Below are 21179 nucleotides of genomic sequence, written 5' to 3' on the forward strand. Positions count from 1 at the left end.
TCAGCGCATTCTAAATGGTCTGAGTTATATGGAATTAGCGGTTTAATCGTGACAAGCGTGGCGAGAATATATTGCGATTGTTTAGCGTGCTGGTCACTGATTTATAAAACAGAATTTAGATTTCCTAAGTGTTGTACTAACTCTGCCATATTGTTCACTTCAAGCTTTTTCATAATCTTTGCGCGATGCACTTCGATGGTTCTTAAGGATAAATACATGGCTTCGGAGATCTGTTTGTTGGTCATGCCTTGAACCACATGGGCTAATACTTGTTGTTCGCGCTCAGTCAGTTGGGCAAATTTCTGCTGCAGACTCTGTTGCTCAAAGCTGGATTGGCTTTCTTTATGTGCTTTTTCAATCGCTTGTACAAGGGCTTTACCCGACACAGGTTTTTGAAAAAAGTCGCATGCGCCTTTACGAAAAGCGCTTAATGCCATGGGTAAATCACCGTGCCCAGTGAGAAAAATCACTCCTAATGGACTTTGGGTTTCAAGCAGCTTTTGCTGCACTTCTTGGCAGCTGATCTCTGGCATTCGGCTATCTAAGATCACGCATCCCGCTTGAGTTAACGGGCATTGGGCTAAAAAATCCCGTCCACTGCTAAAGGTTTGTACTTGATAACCAAATTGCCTGAGCATAAATCCTAAAGAGTCGAGAATCGCTTCATCATCATCGACTAAATACAGCGGCAGCATAGTGGACATGGTTTTCCTTTTGGTGGTGGGACTCTTTATCAGCTTAAGCCTGCCTTGTCGTAGGCTCAATTTTAAGCCTAGGTCTTGGGAGGTTTATCACTAAATTAGTCAAATCACTTTAGGGGGAATGCCAGAGTTTGGTGTTATTCACAGCATCATTTTGGCCTTGTGTATAAAGTACTCCGAATACAAAAGCATACAAGACAAGGCGATAGCAATGAGAACTTGGTGTAGGGCAATACTCGTGAGCTGCATATTGAGCGTAATGATGCTTAATTTGTCCTATGCCGATGAAGACATTCCCGTTCATGAATTTAAAGTGGGAGTGCTGGCGAATCATGGGGTGTTGCAGGCAAAACAGCGCTGGCAGCCTATGATGGATTACCTTAGCGAAAACGTCCCTAATAGCCGTTTTGAAGTAGTGCCCGTCGACTTTAATGGTATGCGTAGCCAGTTACTGAGCAATGAATTGCAGTTTATTGTGACTAACCCCGGCCAGTATCTGCACTTGAGTAATAATTTCCCCCTCTCTTGGCTCGCGACCATGAAAAGCCGTAAACATCAGGGCAGCACTTTCACCATAGGCGCGACCATTATTGTGCGTGCCGATAGCCCTATACGTAGCTTGCAGGATTTACGCGGTAAGAATGTGGTTGCTAGCGATCCGCAGGCACTTGGCGGCTATCAGGCTGCGATGGGATTACTGCATAAAATGGGTTATTTACCGGAGCAATTCTTTGGCCAAGTGCGATTTTTAGGATTTCCCCTCGCGCCGCTGATCTATCAAGTGCGCGATGGGAGTGCCGATGCCGCCATTGCGCCTTTTTGTACCCTAGAGGAAATGATTGAAACAGGGCTTATCAATAAGACGGACTATCGTGTCATTCATCCAACCCATCCTCCTGGATATGACTGCGAGGTGAGCACCCAACTCTATCCTAATTGGTCATTTGCGGCGGCGGATACGGTTTCGCCACGGATCACCATGCAAATCACCCGCGCCTTGTTTGACCTGCCCCCAGACCATGTGGCGGCGATTACCGCCGATACTTTAGGTTGGACTGCGCCGGTAAGCCAGCTAAAGGTGATTGAATTATTTAAAGAATTACAGCTGCAAGGTGCATCACCTCCCTTATATCAAACCGTGTATAAATGGATGGAGAAAAATAAAGAGTGGGGTGGGGTATTACTGCTGATCTTTATTGTGTCGACCATTTATCACCTGTGGCTCGAATATAAATTCCGCCAAAAGAGCGAGTTTTTAGTCAGTACTGAGCGGCAATTAAAAGACAAGGCATTGCAGTTAGAACGCTTACAAAGTGCGGCGATTCTCGGGGAGATTGGTGCCGGGTTGGCCCATGAGCTAAATCAACCGATTGCGGCGATAACCCAATACAGTGAGGGCGCTATGATACAGCTAGAAAGGCTGGGACAGGACAACCCAGAGCTCTATGATATTTTGGGTAAAATCAACGCACAATCGATACGGGCTGGGGCGGTTGTGCACCGTATTCGTGGCTTGCTTAAACGCCGTCAGTCGAAGGCTGAACCGCTGGATGTGACGTTAGTCGTCAAAGAGGCACTGGCCTTATTACGCCGAGAATTAGACCGAGCGGGGGTACAAGTTGACGTACAGGTGCAAGGTCGTCCCTATGAATTGATGGGGGATAGTGTTGGCTTAAGTCAAATGTGGGTCAATTTGGTGAAAAATAGCCTCGATGCGCTGGAAGCATGTGAGGATAACCGTGCACGTAAGTTAAGGATTGAGATCCACTATCAACCCACTGAAATCAAAGTATTGGTAATTGATAATGGCCAAGGTTTACAGGGGCAAGCTAATGAGTTGATGGCCTCTTTTGCCTCTACCAAAGATGCAGGGCTCGGATTAGGTTTAGCGATTTGTAAGGATGTCGTTAGCCGTCACCACGGCAGTATTGAGATTGAAAACTGCAAGCAATCGACACAAACGCCATTGCCTTGGCAGCAAGGCTGTGTGGTGACGGTGATATTACCTCGGGGCTAGAATGAATCGCCGCAGAGTTTTTAAGTATCTATCTTCAGTTGCGGGTGCAAGCTGCTTTTTATCAAGCCCAATTATCGTTTAAGGCGCGGGATATTCTTGGCTAAATTGCAGCAGTTTTTGGGCTAAAAATTCAATAGTGCGGCGGATTTTATGGCTAGGATAGTCGGTTTGTAGATAGACTAATTGCAGTGGCACCGCAGGCGCGAGTTTATCGGCTAGGATAAGCTGTAGTCTGCCTTCGGTGACATCCTGCGCCACATCGAGCCAACTTTTATAGGCTATACCTCGCCCCGCCAGTGCCCAATCGCGCACAACGGCGCCATCATTGCAAAAGCGTTTTCCTCTTACTTCAATCTCTACGGTTTCACCATTATGGCTGAATTTCCATTTCTGCCATGGCTCGCCGCCACGATTTAAGATCAACACTTGGTGTTGGCTCAACTCGTTCAGTGTTTGCGGTTCACCATATTGCGCAAGATAAGCGGGGGAGGCGACGAGCACCCTTGGCGTCATCGACAGTTGGCGCCGTTTTAGATTGGAATCTTCCAGTTGGCCATAACGCAGGGCTAAATGGATATTTTGATCGATGAGATCTGTCATATGGTCGCCAAAGTACAGCTGAATCGACAGCTCAGGCGCGCTATCCATCAGCTCATCTAGCCAATTGCGGATCCGACTGCGGCCAATGTCCGAGGGCAGAGCAATGCGCACTTCGCCCTTAAGCTCGCCCCTATGCTCGGCCAAATTAGCGGAAGCGGTTTCGAGTAACGCAAGGGCTGGTTTAGCTGCATCGAGAAATATTCGCCCTTCTTCCGTGAGTTGCAACCGCCGAGTTGAACGCGCAAATAGTTGGCATCCTAACTTTTTTTCAAGCCGTTGCAGTGCCGCGCTCGCTGCTGCGGGCGTCATGCCGACTTCTTTACTGGCGGCGGACAGGCTTTCAAGCGCAGCGATACGCAGGGCGAGTTGCAGATCATTTATATGGTACATATCAAAATATTTTTGAAAATGATTTAAATAATAGGCTAATTATCAATATAGATTAACTAATGCACAATTGCACCTAGATATTCAATCATCATTTATGGTTCGGGAGTGCATATGAGTTTATTTACAGCCTATGAGTCAGCGGCACTGACACTGCAAAATCGTATTGTTATGGCGCCGATGACAAGGGCGCGTACCACGCAACCGGGTAATATCCCTAATGATTTAATGGCGCAATATTACGCCCAGCGTGCGTCAGCAGGGCTTATCATCACCGAAGCGACCCAAATTTCTGACGACAGCCAAGGCTATTCTTTTACCCCTGGAGTTTATACCGAGGCGCAAATTGATGGCTGGAAAAAGGTTACTGCGGCGGTGCATCAAGCGGGTGGAAAAATCTTTAATCAAATCTGGCATGTAGGCCGAGTGTCCCATCCGATTTTTCAGCAGGGTGCAGCGCCGATTGCACCTTCAGCGATTGCTCCTGTTGGTACTAAGGTATGGATCGTTGATGAGGAGCATCCCGAGGGACAAATGGTAGATTGCCCCGAGCCGAGGGAAATGACGCAAGCGGATATCGACCGCGTGGTGGCCGACTTTGCCAACGCAGGGGCAAATGCCGTTGCCGCGGGTTTTGATGGCATCGAAATCCATGGCGGCAATGGTTATCTCATTGACCAATTCCTGCGGACTAATTCTAACCATAGAGCCGACGCCTACGGCGGTACGCCGGAGAAGCGTATTCGGTTTTTATTGGAAGTCGTTAAAGCGGTAAGTGCCCAGATTGGTGCCGATAAAGTGGGCGTTCGCCTTGCACCCTATGTGACCTTTAAGGATATGGCCTGCCCAGAGATTGTCGATACTATCCTGTTGGCCGCCAAACACTTATCGGCGTTGGGCGTAGCGTATTTGCACTTGTCTGAAGCCGATTGGGACGATGCGCCACAGGTGCCTGAGTCCTTCAGAATTGAGCTACGCAAAGTGTTTAAAGGCAGCATTATTGTGGCGGGGCGTTACGATGTCGAGCGTGCCAATGAGGTTATCGAAAAAGGTTATGCCGACTTAGTGGCCTTTGGTCGTGCCTTTATTGCTAACCCCGATCTGCCTTATCGATTAGCCAATCAATTGCCCTTATCGCCCTTCGATAAGGGGCCATTATTTGGCGGCAGTGCGGCGGGCTATACCGATTATCCTAGCTATCAAGCGGCACTGCGCGCCGTCATCCGCTCTAGTGATGATGAGGTGGCATAATGCAAAACCGTATTTATTGCCCTGTTTCTCCTTGGATAAAAGTAGGTTTGTGGAGCTCAGGATTACTCGGCTTAGCGCTTTTGGGTTTTGTGCTCGCCAGCCTTAGCATGACGGTGTTTGCCGCTCAAGGTGGTTCTACTCAAGCCAGTGTCGATGTCAAAACTGCCCTTACCCCTAAGGTGACGGCAATGGAACTGATCAGTGATGGTTCACCACAGGCTGAATCGATTGCCCACGCCGCTTTGCTATACGCTAGTTTTTGGGATACCGGTGACCCGACATTTGCCCGCTGGGCATTAGCGACCAGTTTTATTGATCGCACCTTGCCCGAAGGTCGTGCACAGGGGATTAGCGGACCGCTCGACGCCTCTAAAACCTTTAGGGCGGCGGTGCCAGATCTCTCGGTAACCGTTGAGCACTTGCTGGTGGTCGGTGACCGTGCGGTTGTGCGCTTCCGTTTTAATGGCCACTTTACGGGTACCTTTGGTGAACAGCGTGGTCAAGGGCAAAAAATTGATTTTCGCGCCGTAGATATGTACCGCGTGCGTGAGGGTTTTATTACTGATAACTGGCATCTAGAGGATTATCAAACGCTATTTAACCAGCTTGCCTCTAACGCTGTGACCACAGGAGCGAAGTCATGAATCAACGTCGACAATTTTTAAAGACCAGTTTACAGGCGGGCGGCGCTTTGATTGCAGGGGTAGGGCTGAGTCAGTCAGCCTTTTCAATGGGAGTTCCGAGCTTAGTGGCGGTCGATGATCAAACTCAAACTTCGGTAGGAGGCAATATGAATAAGCGTTTTTGGCCTAATGGCGAGCAACTAGTGATCTCGATATCCATGCAGTTTGAGGCTGGCGCGCAGGATAAAAACGCTGAAGGGCCGTTTCCACCAATGGAGAAAGGCTACCCAGATACGATTACTCCCAGTTGGTACGACTACGGGATGAATGAAGGGATACCGCGTTTGCTGCGTATATGGCGTAAGCACAATATTCAGGTGACATCCCATATGGTGGGCCGCGCCGCCGAATTACATCCACAACTTGCTAAACAAGTGGTGGATGAAGGCCATGAGATTTCAGGCCATGGGCAGATGTGGATGCCGCAATACAGTATGTCGCCAGCGCAGGAGCGTGATTCTTATATCCAGAGTATCAATACCTTAGAAAAGATCACTGGTCAGCGTCCTGTCGGGTTTAATGCATTTTGGATGCGCCACAGTACCCAAACCTTAAATATCCTGCAGGACTTAGGTTTTATCTATCACATTGATGATTTATCAAGGGATGAACCTTCAATTATCCCTGTGCAGGGTAAACCGTTTGCCGTGGTGCCTTATACATTGCGCAACAATGATATAGGTCGCTTTGATGGTAACACTGCGATGACGGCTGCCGCCTTCTTACAGGAGCTTAAAGACGAATTCGATATGCTCTATCAGGAAGGAGCATCGCAGCGGCGGATGATGTCGATTAGTGTGCATGACCGTATCGGGGGCACGCCAGGTCTTGCCAATGCCTTAGACAAGTTTATTCAATACGCGAGAGAACACTCAAAAGTGGGTTTTATGCGTAAGGATGCGATTGCTAAATGGGCGCTGGCGCAAAAGGATACGCCAACCAATCCTGCAAGAACATTTTAAGAGATAAAAACACAGCACAGGGATGTGCTGTGTTTTTTACTTTCTTGGGGATATTGGCGCTTAACGCATCGCGAGCATGGCCCAAGTGCGGCGACCTTGCTCGAGAAGAATCCCCACGGCAAGCCCTGCCGCGGCGTTAATGGCTAGGCAGGTCACAGCGGTAGATAAGATCACAAAGATACAGAAGGGCTTACCATCGATTAGGCGTTTTGACCACGCCAGTTGTAAACCGCCGATGGACAGCAAACTGCCGAGAATCGCCACAGGAATAAGTCCGAGCAACCACGCAATTTGGCTATCCCAAAACAGGGCAATCACCACACAAGTACCACCGAAGATTAATGGCGCGAGGTGAGTGCGCGCGCCAAAGTGATACTGCACCGCAAGGCCTCCCGCGCCATGGCACATGGCCGCCGCCCCAAAAGGCGCGAGTAACAAATTGGCCAGCCCAGAGCTAATGGCCAAGTTTTTAGGCGTGAGTTTGGCGGCATCTTCGGGGAATTTTTCCTGCGCCATGGCCGAGGTGGCTATCACTGCATTGGTTAAGGTGAGGGCGAGCTGTGGCAGTACCAGTAAAATTGCTGCTGAACTCCACTCGTTAAGGCTAGGCCAAGCTAAATGCAGTGAGGCGCTTAAGGCGGGAATCGTCAGGCTGCTAGTTATTTCGGTTTGGCTGTTGGCTTGCCACAACATCCCAGCTGCGATAACGAGTGGCATGGCAAGGTAACGCAATGGTAAGAATTTACTCACAAACAGCAAGGCAAACGCGCCGAGTCCGAGCAACCAAAAGTCACTCATCATCTTAGTGCCCATCCACATCAATTGCAGACCAATCGCTAATTGAATCCCCACACTCACTGCTTGGGATAATTGCTTGGCAAGCCAAGTGATGGCGCCACTAAACGCTAACATTAACAGTATGATACCCATCAGCATGGCACTGGCTTGGAGCATCCCTGGCGTTAAGCCTTGGGCGATCACAAGGGCGGCGATGACCTTCATGGGCTGGACGGGGATCGGACGGCGATAAAATAAGGCGCTTAAGATGGCGAATAGGCCAAAGCCTAAAAATATCCCTTGGGGCGAAAATTGGTTTAGGGCAATTAAGCCCAAGACTAAAGGTAAAAATGTGCCTAGGTCGGCGAATGCACCGCTGGTTTCACCGAGTAAACGGTTGAGCGGTTGAGTGGGGTGCTGTGTTGGGGTTTTGCCCGCGGTCATAGAGGTTGCCACAATTGAACATTGCCTGCTTAGGCAAAATAAATGCCATAAAAATCAGTTGATTTGACTTATAAACAGAGCCAAACTCCTTTCCACGCCAATTGGTTGAGACAAACTGGGACAGTATTGTTTTTTCTCTGTGCCGATTTGTCTTTGTTGGCAGAGTATAGCTGATAAAAAAGAGAGCTTAGCCAACGGCATCAGCTCTCGAAGGTTGCAGGGGAGCGATAATCGCTTTAGCCTCGGATAGGCTTTCAGCGAGTCAGTACAATTATTGTTGTTTGTGTTTAGGGCCTTGTTTGTTTTTCATCGGGTCGCCTTGATAGCCCAAGGCTTGCCAATCGAGGCGAGTGCCTTTGTTGTGGCAGTCATTACAATTAAGTGCTTGTTCTTTTGGTGAGACCATGTGGTTGATCCGCCACCACATTTCGGTGGCAGCAAAGTCATATTCACCACTGTATTTGATGCCTTTTTCAATCATGGTGGTGTTAACCTCCATGCCCAGTTTCGCCGCTAAATTCCAATCAAACTCGCTCCAATATCCGCCTTTGCCGTAGGTTTTCGGGGTGATAAAGATATTGAGTTTTTTGTCGTAAATCTGCTTACCTGTATGTACCTTAAAGGGATAAATCTTGGCTTTAGCGTCGTTAATGTCGCCCATAGGGTAGGTCAGCTTGGTGACGACTTTCGGGTCCATCTTGTCCCCCGCCATATAAGCGTTAGCCGTGCCGTTGTACCAAGCGTACTGTGGCTTGACCATTTTTTCCCACACAAAGTCACCCTTTTTCTTCTGATAGGTGTGTTTGCCGTATTGATCTACGGTCTCAGGTTTATCATCGCCCGCAGTTGACCAATCCCAGTGCATCTTGGTTGGCTCATTCTTAGCGAAGAATGGAATATGGCAGGTTTGGCAGGCCACGGTTGCGGTATGGGTATTGAGCTTTTTGTTGCTGTGCGGCGCGCTATCGTGGCAGTTCTCACAACCTATATGGTCGATACCACCTGGAGATACCCCCATAGCATTACCCGAAATTTTATGTTTTTCAGTGGTATGACAGTTTTGGCATTGGAAGTTATTGCCGTCGCTGTCCATGTGCACATCGGTGGCTTTATCGGGATAGGCCATAGAAGAGTCGAGATCCCCGTGCTTGACCGCATCACCACCGCCACCATAGAAATGGCAGCTACCGCAGTTATCCCGCACGGGTTCACCCACGTTTTGCGCGATCTTCACCAGATCGAGTTTAGCCATAGGCTCGCCTGCACCAGCGGGGTCTTTCACATAGGTACCTGTGGTGTCGTGGCAGACAAGACAGTCCACTTTAGTTTTGTCTTTAAAGTCAAAAGTGTTGTCCTTCCAGCCATAGCCTGCGTGACAGCTAGTGCAGCGAGGCTCGTTGCTGGAAATTGACACACAGAAGTTATTGATACTGTTTTTCTTACCGCGTAATACGGTTCTATCGGGGAGCTTTTGTTCTAATTCCCATGTCCAGTGGGAGGTTTTCATCATATCTGTGGCTTGTTCTTCGTGGCAGGTTAAACACTTAGTCGTGACCTCAGAACCGGTTGCGAAGGGGCCTTTAAGGACGTCTTTATGGGGATTAGCGGCCTGCGCTTGCAACGCTATACCCGCCAAGGCAATAACAATGAGTTTTTTCATTCTGTACTCCTGCCCTCGGCGATACCGAGGGCTGAATGGCGTCTAGGTTAGAAGTTAATAGTCAGTGAGGCGTTCACATCGAAGGCCTTATCTACCACAGGCAGCATTGAGTAGGCTGAGCCCGCTAACACGTCATCGATTTTTTGTGGTGCGCCCACAGGCGTGCCGCTACCTGTGTATTCGTAGTCGTAGTAGAGTCCGGCCAGTTTGATAAACATCTTGGGATTGATATCAAAGATGTAATAGGCTTCGCCAACGTGGCCACGGGTGGCTAACTTGCTGCCAATAGGGTCATCTTGAGCTTGGGTGAAGGGCGTCCAGTATTCGGAACCATAGTTATATTCCAAGCCAAACTTGCCGTAGGGCGCGGGGATTTGAATACCCACATAGATGCCATAACCATCTTTGGTCTCGGTATCATCGCTGGTTTTCGGCACCATGATGATTTCGGTCCCAGTGCTGTTGAGTTCCGCTTCAAACACCGCATCGGATAACATGCCGCCGAACATGCCGGCATTGCCATTTGGCTCTGCGCGCGTCCAACCCAGTGACGCAAACCATTTGATATCGTTAGCTTCTTCCCGCGCAAAGCCAATGCCGCCAAGGTACATATCACCAATGACGCCGCTAGGTTGTACTCGGGTGACAAAGTTAAAGTTGTCAAACTTTTGCATATCCTGGTACATGGTGGGGGCAAAAATCCCCGCCAGTTGGGTCGGGAAGGCCATTGTGCCTTTAAAGCCGTCGTTCACGTCTTTGGCACCAAACAGGGTAAATTGCAGGAAGTTAGTGCCATCGTTAATGGCATCGATATTAAAGCCGCCGAGGTGAGTATCTTTGGTAACGATATCGCCAAACATTTCGCCATTACCCCATTGGGATTCAAAGCCTTGGCCATAACAGAAGCGAACCACTTGCCCCTCAACGCCAGTGATTTCCCCTAGGTTGTAGCCTAAGGTGGCACCGTCGAAGTTAAAGTTAACTAAATGGCCTGAAGGCGTGCCGCCACGCAGTTCGTTTTCACGGTAGTGGCTTGGTGGGCCATAGGTGGATGGGCGGCGGCCAATGGAGAGGTAAAACTCGGAGCCGTTGATGTTTTTCCAGTCGAAATAGGCGCGCTCGACCCGCAGCCAGTCACCACTGGTATTGCCGCTGCTGGTGCCATCCATTGTGAATGAGCGCCAAGAGTCGAACACTTGTACGCCGGTGGAGTCGCCCCAGTTTTTGTACATGCTCAGACGACCGGCAAAGCTGACGTTATCCCATACCTTGGCCTTAAGATTTAACCGCAGGCGAGTGGTGTAAAAGATATCGTTATCAATATCTTGGATATGTTGCTGCGCGAGTACATAGGGCATCACGCCCTGTAACATGCCATTTTGAAAGGCGGCGGCAAGGTCTGGGTTGGCTTGCATCATCTGGCCGAGTGGTGAGTTAGGATCGTTTGGCATCCCAAAGGCGCCGGACATGGCCTTGGCGCCAAAGTCATTAAAGTCCACCTTAATGGCGGGGTTCCAAACAACATCGCGGTAATGCAGTGAGTGGGCCTTGGTTCTAAAATCTCCGGTGATTTCAAGGCGGTCTAACGAGGTGTGGCGTTCGGTTTTATCGACGCGGCTATTGAGTTCATCGAGCTGTTCGGTGATATCGGCAAGCTGTTGTTTCAGCTCGGCCATTTTTTGGGTGTCGGCTGGCGTTTCGTTGGCTGCGGCAAAGGTTTGGCCGGACATAAACAGCGCATTAGCAACCAATATCGAAATGAGTGTACGTGTACGCATAGGGTTTCTCCCTGAGTGTTCCGCTGGCACTGGCTCAAGGCTCTGTGCCAAATTTACCCAACAGGAGGCCCTGAGGTGTGCTCCCCATTTTTCTCTTATTGGGCTTGGATTTTATTTCAATGGGTTAACTTGCAGTTGCAGGCCTGCGGTTATCCCTTTGATTTAGGCTTAGCAGCAATTAACCGCAGGTTTGCGGTTGCTCCGAGTCGGCGGCATGGTCATACAGGAATTGCTGTATATCTTTGAGATCTTGCTCGGTGAGGCCGTTGAATACCTCAGGTTTGAGTTTGTGTTTATCTTTGTCGAAGAAGCGATCCCATTGGCTCATGGTTTTGCTCATTGGGGTTAGCTCGCCACCTTCACCACCTTGGCTATGGCAGGCTTTACATTCTTTTTTATAGAGGTGTTTCCCTTTTTTAGGATTACCCCCTTCGGCGGCATAGGCTTGGAGGCCTAAGCTGCTAATTAGTGCGACGGCAATTGCGATCTTAGTTGAAGTTTTCATCATCTCATCCTTTCTTAATTGTCATTCACATGACTTTGTTGGTGGAATGTGGCTATTGCTTCCACCTTGTGAATAAATTTATCAAAGGTGATGGGATGTTTATTTGAGGTATATCACTTCCATTAAAAAAATCTAATTGATAAAAATTTCATTGATAAAAATCTAATTGACTGATGAGGGAGTGACTTTGACAGATATTTACATTTTCAAAAACAACAGGTTGTTTTTACAGCTAAATTAGTGTTTTGTGTAATAGAGTGGATTTAAGGTTGTAAAGGTCTGAAAATGGATAGTGATCGAGTTAACACTTTGTAAAATTTGCAATATCTAAAGTAGTTGTTCGAAATGATTTAGCTCCATTTTCGCTTTATGGAGGGGGAGATTTTGCCTACTAGGTGTTGATAACGCTTGACTGAGTTTTAAATTTTTTAACGCAGCGGCACTCGCACACTGCGTTTCACCCATGATTCTGGCGAGGTCGCGCCAAGTAAGTCGCTTAAGGTTGCTGGCGTGTCGGCGCTAACACTATCTCACGCACACACACATTTTGCGGTTGTTGCCAAGCAAATAATGCTGCTGCGGCAACGTTTTCGGGGGCAATCACCCCGCCCATTTGTGTTTTCCAATCATGGTAACCCGCTTTGATAGCATCATCCGTGGTGTGGCTTAAGAGTTCTGTCTCGACCGCTCCCGGTGCAATAGTGATTAGGCGTACATCGTCCATTGCCACTTCTTCGCGGATGTTTTCGGTTAAGGCATGCACGGCAAATTTAGTCGCGCAATAAGCCGCATGGTTGGGGAAGGTCTTACGTCCCGCCACTGAGCTGATGTTGATAATGGTGCCCGTTTTGCGCGCCTTCATTCCGGCTAAAACTGCATGGATACCATTGAGCACGCCCATTACATTGATATTGAGCATACGGCTCCACTCGTTAGGATCTTGGGTATCGATTTGCCCAAGCAACATGACGCCTGCGTTGTTGATTAGGCAACCCACAGAGCCAAACTGTGCTTCCGCTTGATTAATCGCCGCCTTGATAGCGTCTGCATCGGTTACATCAACACTGATAGATAAACTGTTTGGTAAAGCAAGGGCTTGCATTGCCTCGACTCGGCGCGCTAACAGTAAGAGTGGGTGTCCGGCAGCACTAAAACTTTTAGCGATAGCTGCGCCAATACCAGATGAAGCGCCTGTGATCACAACGAGGGATTTAGTGGGCTTTGTCATTTGAGTTTCCTATCTTTATCTGCGAAGAATGTGGTTAATTGAGCAATATCTAGCTTGTTCATCAGTATAGAAGGGGATTTTTAGGCTGGAAAATACTTATTCCCACTGGATATGATAGGATTTGCCTATGACATATGCTGGGCAGACTGGTGAAGGCAAATGGTTGATTTACGCCTATTAAGGTTTTTTATCGCAATTTATGAAGAAAACAATATTACCGCGGCGGCAACACGTTGTTATGTCAGTCAACCCTCGCTTTCCGCTGGGCTTAAACAGTTAGAGGAAGAGCTTGGCGGTGCCTTATTCGAGCGCAGTAAAAAGGGCGTAAAGGCCTTAGACAGTGCTCACTATCTTTATCCACTGGCGGTTAAGTTGGTGGAGGAGGCCAGTAAATTACCTGCTCTATTTATGGCTAAGGCGAGTCGGCAAAAGTTGCGCTTAGCCGTGATGCCCGATCTGAGTCAGCGTCGTCTTGCAGGATTATTAACTCAAATCAATCAGGCGATTAGTCATTTAGATTTAGAACTGCTGGATTATCAAAGCCCTGCGGATTGCCGATTAACTTTAGACAGTTTACGCCATGAGGATGAAGTGTTTTTTCCGCTTTGGGAGGAGGATTATGTGCTATGCGTGCCGACTGAGCATCCGCTTGCGCAGCTCAGCAGTATTCGTCCCGAAGAGTTAAGTCAGTACGATTTTATTGAGTGCCCACCCTGCGAAGCGCATCAGCAAACCATAGGCTTACTCGCATGCAGTAATTTGTCGCTTAATTTGGTGGCGAAGGCAGAATCTAAGTCTTTAGTGATGTCGCTGGTATTGGCGGGATTTGGGGTGAGTTTTCTTCCCGATGGATTAATCGAAGACGAGCCTCGGCTTAAACAGATTAAATTCGATGGGCCTCGGATGTTTCGCCGTATTGGTTTGTGTTATCCATCCCATCAAACCGTTGCGCCTACGTTGGCAACATTGCTGCGGCATTTGAGCAAAACCACGGCTTAAGCCGTGGTTTTTAATAATAGGGTTTGGCCAAACGGCTAAACCCTAGTAATCAGCAATTTAATCCTTATTCATTACTCTGTAAGTAAGGTGCTAGCTGAGTTTCAATCCTCTCGATTTCATCTTGGGCATACAACAACTCGGACTCTGTTAAGCGCGGCAGGACTTGTTGTTGATACAAAAGCTGATCGCTATTCATCCCGTATTTGCCAAAGTTGCGCAGTAATATGCTCGACCAAATATATGTCTGAACCGGTTTATCAATCGACTCATGGCGGTTGATATCAACGAGGGCTTGCATACCATCTTGGCTGCCCAAGTCGGCAGCTTTACGGTACCAAGTCTCTGCGGTTTGCAGCGCTTCGCGGCTCGGATGCTCACCCTTGCGGTAGATTTCTGCTTGGTTAAGGTAGTAATAAGCCTGCTGCTCATTGGGGATAGGATGTTGATGTAGAAAGTTATTACACAGGCTTTGGGCTTCGCGGATCTCTAAGGTTCCTAAGCGCTTACTGAGCTTCTCATATGCGTCTTGATAGTCCCTGATATGGCTCATCGCTGCGAGTTGGTAATACATTAAGGCTTTAATCGGTTGGCGCGAGACACCTAAGCCTTCTTCATAGATTTTACCTAGGCCGAATAGTGCTTCCTCTTGCCACTGGGGCGCTAGCGTCTCGAATTCTGTTCTTGCCTGCTGGTAGTCATTATCCGTTTGTGGGTCGAGTAGTTTAAGGTGTGCCAGCGCTAACTTGGCAAAAACATTGTCAGCGGCGCAGGATTTTTCTAACCAATAGCGAGCCTTACCATAGTCGACGGCAAAATCTTCACCATAGAGGAAACGTTTACCTAGGTAATACTGACGAAAATCATTTTCTACGGCATATTCGCTGAGTAGGGCTTCGGCACGGACGAGATCCTTAGGGCCGCCTTGGCCTGCGGCAAGCATATGGCCTAGGTTATCTTTTGCGAGTTCATCACCGGCGGCGACGGCTTTCTCAAAGTATTCCCGCGCTTTAACATAGTCAGAAGTGACACGTTCATCGTGCCAGTAGAGTGTACCTAAGTGGTAATAGGCATCTTGGTTTCCTTGGGCGATGGCTTTTTCAAACCAGTAAATGGCTTGGCTTGCATCGGGATCGAGAAAGGGTTGTCTGAGATACAAATAGGCGAGCTCATATTGAAACTCGACTTGCCCCGCTTCTGCACTGGTTTTGAGCTGTTCTACCTGTTCGCGTAACTGCTCGGGTGTTTGTGCCTCTGTGGCGACCAAGCTAGTTAGGGTGAGCATGGGTAAATATTGCGGATCGATCTCGGCGGCTTTTCGATACCAATATTCAGATGCCTTGGGATCGGCGGGGACTTGTTGGAATCGACCCGAATACAGCTCGGCCATGGCAATGGCGGCCACGGCAAAGCCCTTATCAACGGCTTGCTGAATATAGTCTAGGCCTGAGTTGACTTCGCCCTGATTGATTAATGTGAGTCCATGATTGAGTAGCGCTGAGGGTTCCCCTGCGGTAAGCGCTTCGGCTTGAATCTTCTTTTTTTGGTACTTTGCGAAAAAAACAAAGAGTACGATAAAGGCTATAATGATAAGTATCAACAACATAGTATTCCGTCACTATCGATATTTTGGCAGCACAGTAAACTTGTAACAGACTAAAATTGCAAGTGTAGTGTTTGAAGTTAGGTCGCTAAGTCTGATATATCCCATGTGAGTGGACGTCTTTTAAAGACGTATTCGTGATGCATTGTGAAGCGTATCATGTAATAGCTCGGATTAAATGAGCGGGTTACCAGACTCGGGTATGCTATTGCCCGTATCTAAAATGGAGCTAAGTGTTTATGAGAAAGCTGTTGTTGTGCCTGTCCTTCCTTTTCACTCCCATGATGGCGTTGGCTACAAGTTATGTAGCGGGAGACGCGATAAGTCCTATTTCATTGCAAGATCAAAATGATAAGGCGGTCAGTGTTACCGAACAAACCAAAGTAGTGCTCTTTAGTCGTAGCATGAAAGGTGGCGATATCATTAAAGAAACTCTAACGCCTTTAACGGGGGATAAGTTTCCTGCGCATTTAGTTTATGTGGCTGATATCAGTGGTATGCCATCGCTGATAGCCAAATTTGTGGCTGTACCACAAATGCAGGAACTGCCTTTTGCCATTGGTTTAGACAGGGAAGGGCAGATTAGCCGCCTATTGCCCGATACCAAAGATATGGCAACCATGATTTTATTGGATAATCTCAATATTCAAGATATTGCTTACTTTGACTCCAGCGAAGCCCTAGGCCAAGCCTTAGTCAAATTAAATGAGTCACAGCAGTAAAGTCGTAGGACTACGCCCTATCTGAGGGGGAGAGATTTCCCCTCTTTTATATCTGACTAATCCTTATATAACACTACAGATGTGTTTTCTCGCTCGGTATTACTACGCCGTGGAACTTAAGGTTCATCCTATCGTTTTCTCCCTGATAATCTGCCCTTAGCTAAAGCGGGCTGCCATCTTAAAAAATTCATTTTTAGCGTTAATAAAGCTTAAGATTCTTTGCTGAACTCTTATGCATAATTATTTGTTTTAAAAATAGTTTTTTTAGGTCCAACTCGGCTTAATATTTGTTGGAATAAAAAGTTAGTTATTAAGCATAAAAATTCGTTGCGTTAACTAAAAAAATAGCGTTTACTGCGCACGTTTTTAAGACACATAACGACTTTTTATCATCTGACCCAAAGGAGACTCTGGCCCAATGAGCCAATTTCAATCTATTGATGTTGCTGACTATTATGATGCTCAAACCTTCAAACGTATTGAAGAGTTTGCGAAGGATAAGGCGACCCCGTTCGTAGTGATTGATACCAGTATCATTGCGAAACAATACGATGACATGGTTAATAGTTTTCCTTATGCCAATGTTTATTATGCAGTTAAGGCAAACCCAGCGGCTGAGATCCTGACATTACTAAAAAATAAAGGGTCAAACTTTGATATTGCCTCGATTTATGAGCTAGATATGGTTATGAATGTCGGCGTTACAGCTGACCGTGTTAGCTATGGCAATACCATTAAAAAGCGCCAAGATGTACGTGCTTTTTATGAGCGTGGCGTGCGTATGTATGCATCGGATTCTGAAGCTGACTTACGTATGATCGCCGAAGAAGCACCAGGTTCACGCATCTATGTGCGTATCCTGACCGAAGGCACAGACACCGCCGATTGGCCACTGTCTCGTAAGTTTGGTTGCCAAAATGAGATGGCTTATGAGCTGTTAGTGTTGGCGAAGGAACTCGGCTTAGAACCCTACGGTATTTCATTCCACGTGGGATCACAGCAGCGTGATATCGGTGCTTGGGATTCGGCGATTGGTAAAGTGAAAAGTATCTTCGATCGTTTGCGCGATGAGCACAATATTGTATTGAAGATGATCAACATGGGGGGCGGTTTCCCTGCGAATTATATCGACAAAACCAATCAACTCGGTGTCTATGCTGAGCAAATCACTCACTTCCTGAAGGAAGATTTTGGTGATGATCTTCCCCAAATTATTTTGGAGCCGGGTCGTTCGCTGATCTCTAACGCTGGGGTGCTGGTGTCTGAGGTGGTGTTGATCAGTAAGAAATCCTACACCGCATTAGAGCGTTGGGTATTTACCGATGTGGGTAAGTTCTCTGGTTTAATCGAAACCATGGATGAGGCAATTAAATTCCCAATCTTCACCCATAAACAGGGTGAGCTGGATAAGTGTGTGATTGCTGGCCCAACCTGCGACAGCGCCGACATTATGTATGAGCACTACAGCTATGGTTTACCGAATGACCTAGCGATTGGAGACCGTATGTACTGGTTAACCGCCGGTGCTTACACCACGACTTATTCAGCGGTGTGTTTTAATGGCTTCCCACCCCTGAAGGATTACTATTTGTAATCGGTCTTAGATAGCAACAAAAAGGGCGCTGCGGCGCCCTTAGTTTTTCCCGTGATAGCAGCTTAGCTGTGGGATTTGAGAATTTGATAGATCTCTTCTTTTAAGTGGAGTTTTTTGCTCTTGAGCTCTTTCACTGCGGGATTGAAATCACTACCGACACGTTTTTCCAGTTGTTTGATTTCCTCATCTAATTGATTGTGCTCGTTGAATTTACGTTGAAAATGAGCATCTTGGGTCTTTAAGGTGGTAATCAGATCTCGGTACTCTGGAAACATTGGCGTTCTCCTTGTCGTCTTTCTACTGTGCTTTGGTCTCGTCTTAACCCTAACCTTAGGCATAATGAATAAACGTGATATGGATCAATATTTGTCCTTCTACAGGTTAATACTAAAGCGTGATTTCAGCAAATCAGCTATAAATCAATGATCTATATCTTTTATATTGCTTGATGTGGCGATTGAGTCAGATCTGACTCACACTTTATTCCACGTAATTGATACAAGCTCACAGAAGCATCACAGATTTGCTATCTTTGTGATCAAGCTGTAATAGATTTGGTAATTACATTACGGATGAACAATTCTTCTTGCCGATAATTCTGTGATCAAGTTAACCTTCACCGCTTCGATACTAGGTTAAAGTCGATTATATAAGAATTTTACTATCAAAAATGAAAGGGGTTTTCACGATGGCTGATGTATTTCATTTAGGTTTGACCAAAGCGATGCTCGATGGCGCTACGTTGGCGATTGTGCCAGGCGATCCTGAGCGTGTAAAACGTATTGCTGAGTTAATGGATAATCCAACGTTTCTTGCAAGCCACCGCGAGTACACCAGCTACTTAGCGTATGCTGACGGTAAGCCAGTGGTGATTTGTTCTACCGGTATCGGTGGTCCATCAACATCGATTGCGGTAGAAGAGTTAGCGCAATTAGGCGTGAATACCTTCTTACGTGTTGGTACTACAGGTGCGATTCAACCCCATGTGAATGTGGGTGATGTGATTGTGACTCAAGCGTCAGTGCGTTTAGATGGCGCGAGCTTACATTTTGCACCAATGGAGTTCCCAGCAGTGGCTAACTTTGAATGTACCACAGCTATGGTTGCTGCGTGCCGCGATGCGGGCGTAGAGCCACATATTGGTGTTACCGCATCTTCAGATACCTTCTATCCAGGTCAAGAGCGTTACGACACTGTCACTGGCCGTGTGACCCGCCGTTTTGCTGGTTCAATGAAAGAGTGGCAAGAAATGGGCGTGCTGAACTATGAAATGGAATCAGCCACCCTATTTACTATGTGTGCGACTCAAGGTTGGCGCGCTGCCTGTGTGGCGGGTGTGATCGTAAACCGTACTCAACAAGAAATTCCTGATGAAGCAACAATGAAGAAAACCGAAGTCAGTGCGGTTTCTATCGTGGTTGCAGCGGCTAAGAAGTTACTCGCGTAATCTTGGTTCAATATCACTCCCCTGCAAAGCGAGTGGCTCAATAACAAAAAAGGTGCCTTGGGCACCTTTTTAATTTTCAAAAGTAACTTTGACTTTTGCCAGTCACTGTTAGAAGTGGTACTGAGCAATCACAGAGTAAGTGTCTTGGTCGATACCTTTCACGCCGTATTTATTGGTCCACAGATCGTACTCAATACCTACCAGCAGTTTATTTGCCTTATGGTCACCAAATAGGCTCTTACCTAAATCGTATTTAAGCTGAGGGTTAAAGTGGAAGTTCTCTTCATAACCACTGTTGTCTGTTGCAAATACCCAATCGATAAAGCCATCGAGAATGATGTTAGCAGACCCTACAGGGATATCGATTCTGAATACTGGGGTGAACTGCCAACCATCACTGATGTTGCCTGAGCTCATCGCATCGCGACGATAGGTGTTGAAGTTAAGGTAAGTAAAGTAAGGCACGGCAACATCGACCCCTAAGCCATAGAGCAAGCTATGCACAGGGCCTTCACCTTCTTCGTAGGTGAGGGCTAATGAAAGATCGGTAATTGGGCCGAAGGCAATCTTTTCGCCGAGGATTTTACTCGCGCTAAAGCGCGGTGAAATCTCTCCGTAGGTGGTGCTATCCATGCCCGTGTGGTCGCCTTTGAAATAGATAAAATCTTGGAAGGCAAACCAATCACCGTATTTCCATGCACCAGCGGTTTCGAGTGTGACTGTCGTTTGCTTGTCCGAAGGAGCCAAGTCGTAGTCTTCGCCATAAAGGGCGGTTGCACTGAAATCCCACCACTGTACTAAGTCACCAGCAAATGCTTGAGGTGAAAGCATTAATGCTAGACATAGGCATGTCTTTTTCATTGTTATTTCCTGTTGTAGGGGTAGAGGTTAATAAGGTTGTACTCAGTTCCTGCTCTGTGCACTGTATGGCAAAGCGACTCAGGTGTTGTGTCTTGAGTCGACCCCCGACAGAGAGCTAGGTCAAAAGTGCGGGCAATATATGCAAAAATTTACAATTATTCAAAGTTTTTATCGAATGTTGTTGTGAAAATCACATAATCATATTGTGGGTTTGTGTTTGCTTAATTTATTGATTTTGTATGATTATTTATTGTTTTCATTCTTGTTTGTTGATGTTTTAAGCTAACTTTTTGAATTGATTGTGCTTAATTTTAGAACAGAAACCCATAGCGTTTTCCCTATAAAGCGATTCAGCCTATTAGTCAGCTTCAGTTATTTCCCTTGCTGTCGTTTAAAAATCGGCGTATAAATTTATGACATATTATGTCGCGCGTCTGTTGTTCTGCTGCTATAGTGCTGCACTGGATGCTCTCATTTCAGGGGGAAATATGGAGTTTTCGAATCTGATTGTCATCTGGTCTATTATCGGGATTATCTTGATGCTAGCGGAACTGGTGATACCCGGAGGTATAGTTGTGCTTCTTGGTGCCGCCTGTTTAGTGGTCGCAGGTGCCTTAGGTATTGGCCTAGTGGAAGGCTTAGTTCAAAGTCTGACACTGTGGTTTATGTCGGCCATTGTCCTATTGCTTGCCTTTCGGCAAGTCACACAAAAATTGGTCGGTGGGGATTCCCATGTGGACAACACCGATGAAGAACTTGATATCTACAATCAAATCGCTCGAGTGAAACAAACCATAGGCCCAGGACAATCGACAGGAAGAGTCGAGTTTCAAGGGAGCGAATGGCCCGCATTGGGGGATGGTAGTGTCATTGCTGCGGGCTCTGAGGTCAGGATTATCTGCCGTGAAAACATTGCCCTAGTGGTTGAGCCTGTTCATCAGGCAACGTCTCAAAACTAAAGGA

Annotated in this window: 19 protein-coding genes; 9 read left to right on the forward strand and 10 right to left on the reverse strand. The window is 47.2% G+C overall.

Annotated elements, in window-relative coordinates; all coding sequences use genetic code 11:
- Nucleotides 1-101: 101 nt before the first annotated feature.
- Nucleotides 102-704: a response regulator transcription factor gene (locus CEQ32_RS19035; protein ID WP_055648057.1), complete on the reverse strand. Its 603-nt coding sequence runs from the start codon at nt 702-704 to the stop codon at nt 102-104.
- Between the two features lie 208 nt (nt 705-912).
- Here CEQ32_RS19035 and CEQ32_RS19040 point away from each other — a divergent pair, with 208 nt between their 5' ends.
- Entirely contained in the window at nt 913-2718 is a 1806-nt protein-coding gene (locus CEQ32_RS19040) for a sensor histidine kinase (protein WP_088586605.1), read from the forward strand.
- A gap of 78 nt (nt 2719-2796) precedes the next feature.
- On the opposite strand, the gene CEQ32_RS19045 is transcribed toward CEQ32_RS19040, so the two are convergent.
- Nucleotides 2797-3708 (reverse strand): LysR family transcriptional regulator, encoded by a 912-nt coding sequence (locus CEQ32_RS19045; RefSeq protein WP_055648056.1) that lies wholly within the window; start codon nt 3706-3708, stop codon nt 2797-2799.
- 111 nt (nt 3709-3819) lie between these two features.
- Here CEQ32_RS19045 and CEQ32_RS19050 point away from each other — a divergent pair, with 111 nt between their 5' ends.
- From CEQ32_RS19050 to CEQ32_RS19060, 3 genes are read left to right on the forward strand one after another with little or no spacing between them, the layout of a single operon-like run.
- Complete coding sequence (locus tag CEQ32_RS19050) at nt 3820-4956, forward strand: alkene reductase (RefSeq protein ID WP_055648055.1); 1137 nt, start codon at nt 3820-3822, stop codon at nt 4954-4956.
- Nucleotides 4956-5600 carry an ester cyclase gene (locus tag CEQ32_RS19055; RefSeq protein WP_055648054.1) on the forward strand — a complete coding sequence of 215 codons (645 nt, stop codon included), beginning with the start codon at nt 4956-4958 and terminating at the stop codon, nt 5598-5600. Before CEQ32_RS19050 ends, CEQ32_RS19055 begins: the two co-directional genes overlap by 1 nt.
- Nucleotides 5597-6601 (forward strand): polysaccharide deacetylase family protein, encoded by a 1005-nt coding sequence (locus CEQ32_RS19060; protein WP_088586606.1) that lies wholly within the window; start codon nt 5597-5599, stop codon nt 6599-6601. Before CEQ32_RS19055 ends, CEQ32_RS19060 begins: the two co-directional genes overlap by 4 nt.
- A 60-nt stretch (nt 6602-6661) precedes the next feature.
- Here the strand turns inward: CEQ32_RS19060 and CEQ32_RS19065 are convergent, their stop codons facing one another.
- From CEQ32_RS19065 to CEQ32_RS19085, 5 genes are all read right to left on the reverse strand, one after another.
- Nucleotides 6662-7822, reverse strand: coding sequence for a putative sulfate/molybdate transporter (locus tag CEQ32_RS19065; RefSeq protein WP_055648052.1), 1161 nt, complete (start codon nt 7820-7822; stop codon nt 6662-6664).
- Between the two features lie 271 nt (nt 7823-8093).
- The gene (locus tag CEQ32_RS19070) at nt 8094-9482 is read right to left on the reverse strand and encodes a tetrathionate reductase family octaheme c-type cytochrome (RefSeq protein WP_055648051.1); all 1389 of its coding nucleotides are present in this window, start codon (nt 9480-9482) and stop codon (nt 8094-8096) included.
- A gap of 47 nt (nt 9483-9529) precedes the next feature.
- A complete protein-coding gene (locus CEQ32_RS19075; protein WP_055648050.1) occupies nt 9530-11260 on the reverse strand; it encodes a DUF3373 domain-containing protein in 1731 nt (576 codons plus the stop codon).
- Nucleotides 11261-11438: 178 nt separating this feature from the next.
- Entirely contained in the window at nt 11439-11768 is a 330-nt protein-coding gene (locus CEQ32_RS19080) for a c-type cytochrome (protein WP_011718452.1), read from the reverse strand.
- 493 nt (nt 11769-12261) lie between these two features.
- Nucleotides 12262-12993 carry an SDR family oxidoreductase gene (locus CEQ32_RS19085; RefSeq protein ID WP_055648049.1) on the reverse strand — a complete coding sequence of 244 codons (732 nt, stop codon included), beginning with the start codon at nt 12991-12993 and terminating at the stop codon, nt 12262-12264.
- A gap of 159 nt (nt 12994-13152) precedes the next feature.
- Between CEQ32_RS19085 and CEQ32_RS19090 the strand changes: the two genes are divergently transcribed.
- Nucleotides 13153-13992: a LysR family transcriptional regulator gene (locus tag CEQ32_RS19090; RefSeq protein ID WP_088586608.1), complete on the forward strand. Its 840-nt coding sequence runs from the start codon at nt 13153-13155 to the stop codon at nt 13990-13992.
- 64 nt (nt 13993-14056) lie between these two features.
- Here CEQ32_RS19090 and CEQ32_RS19095 read toward each other — a convergent pair whose 3' ends face one another.
- Entirely contained in the window at nt 14057-15595 is a 1539-nt protein-coding gene (locus CEQ32_RS19095; protein WP_122040777.1) for a tetratricopeptide repeat protein, read from the reverse strand.
- 236 nt (nt 15596-15831) lie between these two features.
- Here CEQ32_RS19095 and CEQ32_RS19100 point away from each other — a divergent pair, with 236 nt between their 5' ends.
- Entirely contained in the window at nt 15832-16314 is a 483-nt protein-coding gene (locus CEQ32_RS19100) for a hypothetical protein (RefSeq protein ID WP_037422362.1), read from the forward strand.
- A 418-nt stretch (nt 16315-16732) separates the two neighbouring features.
- Nucleotides 16733-17908 (forward strand): type III PLP-dependent enzyme, encoded by a 1176-nt coding sequence (locus CEQ32_RS19105; RefSeq protein ID WP_037428201.1) that lies wholly within the window; start codon nt 16733-16735, stop codon nt 17906-17908.
- Between the two features lie 62 nt (nt 17909-17970).
- Here the strand turns inward: CEQ32_RS19105 and CEQ32_RS19110 are convergent, their stop codons facing one another.
- Nucleotides 17971-18183, reverse strand: coding sequence for a YdcH family protein (locus CEQ32_RS19110; protein WP_037428200.1), 213 nt, complete (start codon nt 18181-18183; stop codon nt 17971-17973).
- Nucleotides 18184-18596: 413 nt separating this feature from the next.
- On the opposite strand from CEQ32_RS19110, the gene udp reads away from it, so the two are divergent.
- Nucleotides 18597-19355: a uridine phosphorylase gene (gene udp / locus CEQ32_RS19115; RefSeq protein ID WP_037422367.1), complete on the forward strand. Its 759-nt coding sequence runs from the start codon at nt 18597-18599 to the stop codon at nt 19353-19355.
- Between the two features lie 108 nt (nt 19356-19463).
- On the opposite strand, the gene CEQ32_RS19120 is transcribed toward udp, so the two are convergent.
- Entirely contained in the window at nt 19464-20216 is a 753-nt protein-coding gene (locus tag CEQ32_RS19120; RefSeq protein ID WP_055648047.1) for an outer membrane protein OmpK, read from the reverse strand.
- A gap of 488 nt (nt 20217-20704) precedes the next feature.
- Between CEQ32_RS19120 and CEQ32_RS19125 the strand changes: the two genes are divergently transcribed.
- On the forward strand, nt 20705-21175 hold the full coding sequence (locus CEQ32_RS19125) for an NfeD family protein (RefSeq protein ID WP_055648046.1): 471 nt from the start codon (nt 20705-20707) through the stop codon (nt 21173-21175).
- Nucleotides 21176-21179 lie beyond the last annotated feature (4 nt).

The sequence above is a fragment of the Shewanella sp. FDAARGOS_354 genome (assembly GCF_002209245.2).
Lineage (GTDB): Bacteria > Pseudomonadota > Gammaproteobacteria > Enterobacterales > Shewanellaceae > Shewanella > Shewanella xiamenensis.

Bases quoted from the DNA above. Each gene is read 5' to 3' on its own strand.
- CEQ32_RS19105 (WP_037428201.1), top strand. From the start codon at position 16,733: ATGAGCCAATTTCAATCTATTGATGTTGCTGACTATTATGATGCTCAA.
- CEQ32_RS19075 (WP_055648050.1), bottom strand. From the start codon at position 11,260: ATGCGTACACGTACACTCATTTCGATATTGGTTGCTAATGCGCTGTTT.
- CEQ32_RS19100 (WP_037422362.1), top strand. From the start codon at position 15,832: ATGAGAAAGCTGTTGTTGTGCCTGTCCTTCCTTTTCACTCCCATGATG.
- CEQ32_RS19035 (WP_055648057.1), bottom strand. From the start codon at position 704: ATGTCCACTATGCTGCCGCTGTATTTAGTCGATGATGATGAAGCGATT.
- CEQ32_RS19070 (WP_055648051.1), bottom strand. From the start codon at position 9,482: ATGAAAAAACTCATTGTTATTGCCTTGGCGGGTATAGCGTTGCAAGCG.
- CEQ32_RS19055 (WP_055648054.1), top strand. From the start codon at position 4,956: ATGCAAAACCGTATTTATTGCCCTGTTTCTCCTTGGATAAAAGTAGGT.
- CEQ32_RS19085 (WP_055648049.1), bottom strand. From the start codon at position 12,993: ATGACAAAGCCCACTAAATCCCTCGTTGTGATCACAGGCGCTTCATCT.
- CEQ32_RS19065 (WP_055648052.1), bottom strand. From the start codon at position 7,822: ATGACCGCGGGCAAAACCCCAACACAGCACCCCACTCAACCGCTCAAC.
- CEQ32_RS19045 (WP_055648056.1), bottom strand. From the start codon at position 3,708: ATGTACCATATAAATGATCTGCAACTCGCCCTGCGTATCGCTGCGCTT.
- CEQ32_RS19090 (WP_088586608.1), top strand. From the start codon at position 13,153: ATGGTTGATTTACGCCTATTAAGGTTTTTTATCGCAATTTATGAAGAA.
- CEQ32_RS19060 (WP_088586606.1), top strand. From the start codon at position 5,597: ATGAATCAACGTCGACAATTTTTAAAGACCAGTTTACAGGCGGGCGGC.
- CEQ32_RS19110 (WP_037428200.1), bottom strand. From the start codon at position 18,183: ATGTTTCCAGAGTACCGAGATCTGATTACCACCTTAAAGACCCAAGAT.
- CEQ32_RS19050 (WP_055648055.1), top strand. From the start codon at position 3,820: ATGAGTTTATTTACAGCCTATGAGTCAGCGGCACTGACACTGCAAAAT.
- udp (WP_037422367.1), top strand. From the start codon at position 18,597: ATGGCTGATGTATTTCATTTAGGTTTGACCAAAGCGATGCTCGATGGC.
- CEQ32_RS19125 (WP_055648046.1), top strand. From the start codon at position 20,705: ATGGAGTTTTCGAATCTGATTGTCATCTGGTCTATTATCGGGATTATC.
- CEQ32_RS19120 (WP_055648047.1), bottom strand. From the start codon at position 20,216: ATGAAAAAGACATGCCTATGTCTAGCATTAATGCTTTCACCTCAAGCA.
- CEQ32_RS19040 (WP_088586605.1), top strand. From the start codon at position 913: ATGAGAACTTGGTGTAGGGCAATACTCGTGAGCTGCATATTGAGCGTA.
- CEQ32_RS19080 (WP_011718452.1), bottom strand. From the start codon at position 11,768: ATGATGAAAACTTCAACTAAGATCGCAATTGCCGTCGCACTAATTAGC.
- CEQ32_RS19095 (WP_122040777.1), bottom strand. From the start codon at position 15,595: ATGTTGTTGATACTTATCATTATAGCCTTTATCGTACTCTTTGTTTTT.